The organism is Pedomonas sp. (assembly GCF_036515995.1).
In the GTDB taxonomy this organism is placed as follows: Bacteria; Pseudomonadota; Alphaproteobacteria; order Sphingomonadales; family Sphingomonadaceae; genus Pedomonas.
In genome coordinates this window covers 1-4,455 of the sequence record NZ_DATBUP010000152.1, presented here as the reverse complement: position 1 = coordinate 4,455, position 4,455 = coordinate 1, and the positions used below count along the sequence as shown (strand labels likewise).

The 4,455-nt window shown below is 65.0% G+C and carries 4 protein-coding genes and 1 pseudogene; all 5 read left to right on the top strand.

What is annotated here, in order from left to right:
- Positions 1–289, top strand: a pseudogene (locus VIG90_RS11745) (TraV family lipoprotein); the annotation flags it as partial.
- Entirely contained in the window at positions 286–2,859 is a 2,574-nt protein-coding gene (gene traC / locus VIG90_RS11740) for a type IV secretion system protein TraC (protein ID WP_331593705.1), read from the top strand. The pseudogene VIG90_RS11745 and the gene traC, both read left to right, overlap by 4 nt.
- Positions 2,837–3,184: a hypothetical protein gene (locus VIG90_RS11735; RefSeq protein WP_331593704.1), complete on the top strand. Its 348-nt coding sequence runs from the start codon at positions 2,837–2,839 to the stop codon at positions 3,182–3,184. The genes traC and VIG90_RS11735 overlap by 23 nt, the downstream gene beginning before the upstream one ends.
- Positions 3,185–3,371: 187 nt before the next feature.
- Positions 3,372–3,794, top strand: coding sequence for a TrbI F-type domain-containing protein (locus VIG90_RS11730; protein WP_331593703.1), 423 nt, complete (start codon positions 3,372–3,374; stop codon positions 3,792–3,794).
- Positions 3,784–4,317, top strand: coding sequence for a S26 family signal peptidase (locus VIG90_RS11725; protein ID WP_331593702.1), 534 nt, complete (start codon positions 3,784–3,786; stop codon positions 4,315–4,317). The genes VIG90_RS11730 and VIG90_RS11725 overlap by 11 nt, the downstream gene beginning before the upstream one ends.
- Positions 4,318–4,455 lie beyond the last annotated feature (138 nt).

Sequence of the window (4,455 nt, the reverse complement as noted above, 5' to 3'; positions counted from 1 at the left end):
ATGGGCGTCGCGCACCGCCCTGGGCGCAGGGCTCGTCCGGACGGGCGAGCGGGTGCTGAGGATCGTCTTTTACCCCCGCATCGATGAGGCCGGGGTTTTCCATGAACCGGCGGTTGTCCACGCGGTGGTCGAGGGCAGCGGCTGGCAGGCACTGCCCTCAAACCCGCCCTCGGTTCCGGTTGCTGTTGGCGGCGTGAAGGATGCGAGGCCCACTGACGAACCGGCTGCTCCGCTCGAGGCGATTAGCAAAGCCGCCGGGGATGCGGCAGATGCAGGAGGCGAGCAATGAAGCTTTTCGACTGGCTGGGCGCGCGCCTTTTCGGCGATCGGACGGATGCCCATGAGCGACACCTCTCCTTGCAGCTCGACCAGCTCTCGGCGTTCCTGCCGTGGCGGGTCTATGATCCGGCGAGCCGGCTTTATCTCAACCGCCAGTCTCGCGGGTTTGTCATCGAGATCGCGCCGCTCGTCGGCGCGAATGATCAGGTGGCCGAGAGCCTTGCCCAATTCTTCTCGGAAAGCTTGCCGGCGGGCAGCCGGGTTCAGGTGCTCCACTGGATGTCGCCGCGGGTCGGCCGGGTGATCGATGCGTGGTTTGCAAAGCGCTATGCGGTCGGCGGCGTCTACGAGCATATGGCGCGCCACCGTGCGGATTATCTGAAGCAGGGCGTCTGGGATTCCCTGTCCGGGGATGCGCCGTTTCATCTGCGCCGGCACCGGGTCTTCCTCTCGGTTGGCGTTGCAGCAACAGCCAAGGCAGGGGCCGAGGCGCTGGTCTCGACCCGGGAGTCGCTGCAAAGCGCGCTCAGGAGCCTTGAGGTCGACAGCCGCACGGTCGAGCCGGAGGGTTTGATTGAACTCGTCGACGAGCTGACCTCGCCGACAACGATAAGCGCTGCCGAGCGATGCGCCTACTCGGCCCTCGACCCGATCGCCGACCAGGCCGTGCGCCGGGATATCGAGCTCAGAATCGAGCCTGAGAGAATGGTGCTGCGCACCGAGCGGTTCCGCATGGTTGGGCGCAGGGCTGACGGGACGCCGCGCATGGGCGAGGTCCTGCCTGACAGGTTTGATCTGCGCCATTTCGGGGTGAGGGCCTTCCCGCAGCGCTGGGCTCCCTGGGACATGGCGCGGCTGATCGGCGATCTCTTCTCCAGCAAGCTGAGAATGCCCTGCCCGGTGGCAACCATCTGCTGCTTTGCCGTGCCGGACGAGACGGCGGCAAAGTCGAGGGCCTCCTATAAATTCATGCGCACGACGAGCCTTGTCGAGGGCCGCTCGGCGCGGTTCATTCCCTCCTTGCGCGATCAGCAGGCCGAGTGGCAGTACGTGCATGAGCAGCTCGGCAATGGCCGCAAGCTGGTGCAGCTCTACTACGGTCTTCTTGTGTATGCGCCCGAGGGGCGCGGCGATCGCTATGAAGAGATCGTGCGCTCTGTCTATGCTGCCGCCGGGTGGGAGTTGATCGACGAGCGGTTCCTGCAGATCCAGGGCCTGCTCGCTGCCCTGCCGCTGACCTTTGCCGATGGCCTTTACGAGGACATGCTGCGCCTCAAGCGGCTGCGCTCGCAGCTGACAACGGCCGCCGCCAGCCTTGTGCCGGTCCAGGGCGAATATCTGGGCGGACCGGTTCCCCATCTGCTGCTGGTTGGACGGCGCGGTCAGCCCTTCTTCTGGTCGCCGTTCGAGAACAGTGCCGGCAACCATAACACGGTCGTCATCGGCAAGTCGGGCTCGGGCAAGTCGGTGCTTCTGCAAGAGCTGGTCGCTGCCCTGCGCGGGGCAGGCGCGCGGGTGTTGGTTCTGGACGATGGCCGCTCGTTCGAGCACAGCGCCAAGCTCCAGGGCGGCCAGTTCATCGAATTTACCCTGTCATCAGGCATCGGGCTCAATCCCTTCTCCATGGTCGACCCCACGCGGGCTCGGGAGGACGAGGACTACCGGCTCGAGAGCCTGACCTTCATTCGCACCATTCTTGGCCAGATGGCGCGCTTTACCGGGCAGCTGACGGACGCCGAGCGCGGCCTCATGGATGAGGCGGTCAACCGGGTGTGGGCGGACAAGGCGCAGGCGGGCTCGATCGATGACGTCGCCGAGCATCTGTCCGGCTCGGGCGAGATGGGGGATAATCTGGCGGCAAGCCTCAAGCCCTACCGATCGAGCGGAACCTACGGCAGCTTCTTTGCAGGGCCTGCCAGCCTCAGGCTCGATGATCCCTTTACCATATTCGAGATGGCCGAGCTGCGCGGCAAGGTCGAGCTGCGCGCCGTCGTCCTTGCGGCCATCTTATTTTCGATCATGCAGATGATGATGAGCCGGCCGCGGCAGGAACTGAAGGCGGTTTTGCTCGATGAGGCGCACCAGCATCTGCAGGGCGGCTCGATCGCTGAGGCGGTGGCCCTTTTGGCGCGCACCATCCGCAAGTATCGCGGCAGCCTCATTACCGCAACGCAGTCGCTCAACGACTATTATCTGGCGGAAGGGTCAAAGGCGGCCCTCGAGAACAGCGACTGGATGCTGCTGCTCCAGCAGACGGCCGAGAGCATATTGGATTTTCGAAAGAACGCCCGCTTCCAGATGGACGACGCGACCGAGACTCTCCTGCGCTCGGTCCGTCGGCAGGGCGAGGACTATTCGGAAGTCTACATCCGGGGCCCGGATATGACCGCGATCGGCCGGCTGGTCTTGGACCGCTATTCAGGAACCGTCTACTCCTCGAGCCCGACCGTGTTTGCCGCGATCGAGGCCGAAGTGGCGCAAGGGCGCACCATGGCCGAGGCCATCGAGACGGTGGCGTTCGGCGCACAGCAGAAATTAAAGACGAAGGAGCTGGATGATGGGCGTCTGGCAGCCGAGTGAGTTGCCCTGGCAGCGCGTGCAGGACGGCCTGTTCGCCGGTTTGACGCTACTGCTCTGGCTGGCCGGCAACTGCCTTGCAGGCCTTGGCGTCGTCACGGCAACATTTTTCCTGCTGAGCGGGGCGAGCTTTCATGCCTTCCTCCTGCACCTGCACAATCTGACGGTCCGCTATGTGGCGGCGGACGCCGCGCGGCAGGCCTCGTTCCAGGACATGACGCTCATTGCCATGACGGTTCTGCTGGCAGGGGTCTGCGTCGTGCGCCTGCCAGTCCTCTTTCAGCGGCTGAGGGCTGGGTGGCCTGCCGGCAAGGGAGGGCAGGCATGAGCGCGGGCACCGGTTGTCACCGGCGGTTTCAGGGACAAACGCTTGGCGGACCGGTCAATGTCCTGGACGCGGTCGTAGTGGCACTGCCTGCGATGGTGGTTTTGCGGGCGGCGAACAGCGCGGCGCGTCTGCAGGCAGTGTGCCGTTGGCCGATGCGTGGACGGAGTATCCGCAAAGGAGGGCAGGCATGAGCGGGGGCGGCAATGTCATCGCCTGGCATCGGCGGCTGATTTTGGGGTGGCGGGTCGACGTGCTGGCTGCCGCCCTGCTTGGAAGTGCCGTTGTGGTGTGGGGCGCCTGGCTGACGCGCGAGGTGCTGGCATTCGAGCGGCAACGGATTGTCAGCGTCTCGCTCCAGTCGCTCGTTGAATCCTATGTCGCTGAGACGGCGCGGGCAGGGGTTACGGATGAGGAGGCCGAGCGCCGCACCAAAGCCTATTTGCAGGCCGTAGAAGCCGCGATCGCGGGCCTCAATGATGGCCAGACGATTGTGCTGGTCTCGGAGGCGACGCTTGGCAGAAGCGTGCCGGATGTCACCCCGGCCGTTGAGGCGGCGGTTGCTCGGGCAATGACACCGGGGCCCACAAAGGGGGCAAGGGATGGGCGCTGACAGCGTTGCTCCTCGCTTCTGGACGCCCCAGCGCCGGCGGCTTTATGCGGCCTATGGTGTTTTGGCGCTGCTGACGCTTGCGCTATCAGCTGTCGACACCTGGCAGCGCCGGCATGGCCTTGTCATCAACATCACACAAAGCCTGCCGAACTGGGCGTTCTGGATCGACCGGGAAAAGCAGCCTTCGCGCGGCGACTACGTCTTTTTCCAGGTGCCTCCAACGCCGCTGGTCCGCGCCCACTTCGGGGAGCGGCCTCAGCTGTTTGGGAAAAGAATTGTGGGCATGCCGGGCGATGTGGTGACCCGGCAGGGGCGCACGTTCCTCGTCAACGGGCGACCGGTTGCAACTGCCAAGGCGCGCTCGCGCCGGGGCGTGCCGCTGGCCCTGGGACCAACGGGCGTCATCCCGCCCGGCCATTATTTTGTGGCAACGTCCCACCCGGATGGGTTTGACAGCCGCTATGCCGAGATCGGGTGGGTGCCGCACCGGCATATCGCCGGCATCGGCACGCCGATCCTGTGAGGTGAGTATGGGCAGGGCGGCCATCCTCAAACCCATAATTGCGGCAACGCTCCTGCCGGCGCTGGCCTTGCCGGTGCAGGCAAAGGACTATGGCCAGGCGGGCGCGGTGTTTCCAATTGTGGAGGAAGATTTCCTCAA

Excerpts from the sequence above, each read along its gene's own strand:
- traC (WP_331593705.1), top strand. The coding sequence starts at position 286 with ATGAAGCTTTTCGACTGGCTGGGCGCGCGCCTTTTCGGCGATCGGACG.
- VIG90_RS11730 (WP_331593703.1), top strand. The coding sequence starts at position 3,372 with ATGAGCGGGGGCGGCAATGTCATCGCCTGGCATCGGCGGCTGATTTTG.
- VIG90_RS11735 (WP_331593704.1), top strand. The coding sequence starts at position 2,837 with ATGGGCGTCTGGCAGCCGAGTGAGTTGCCCTGGCAGCGCGTGCAGGAC.
- VIG90_RS11725 (WP_331593702.1), top strand. The coding sequence starts at position 3,784 with ATGGGCGCTGACAGCGTTGCTCCTCGCTTCTGGACGCCCCAGCGCCGG.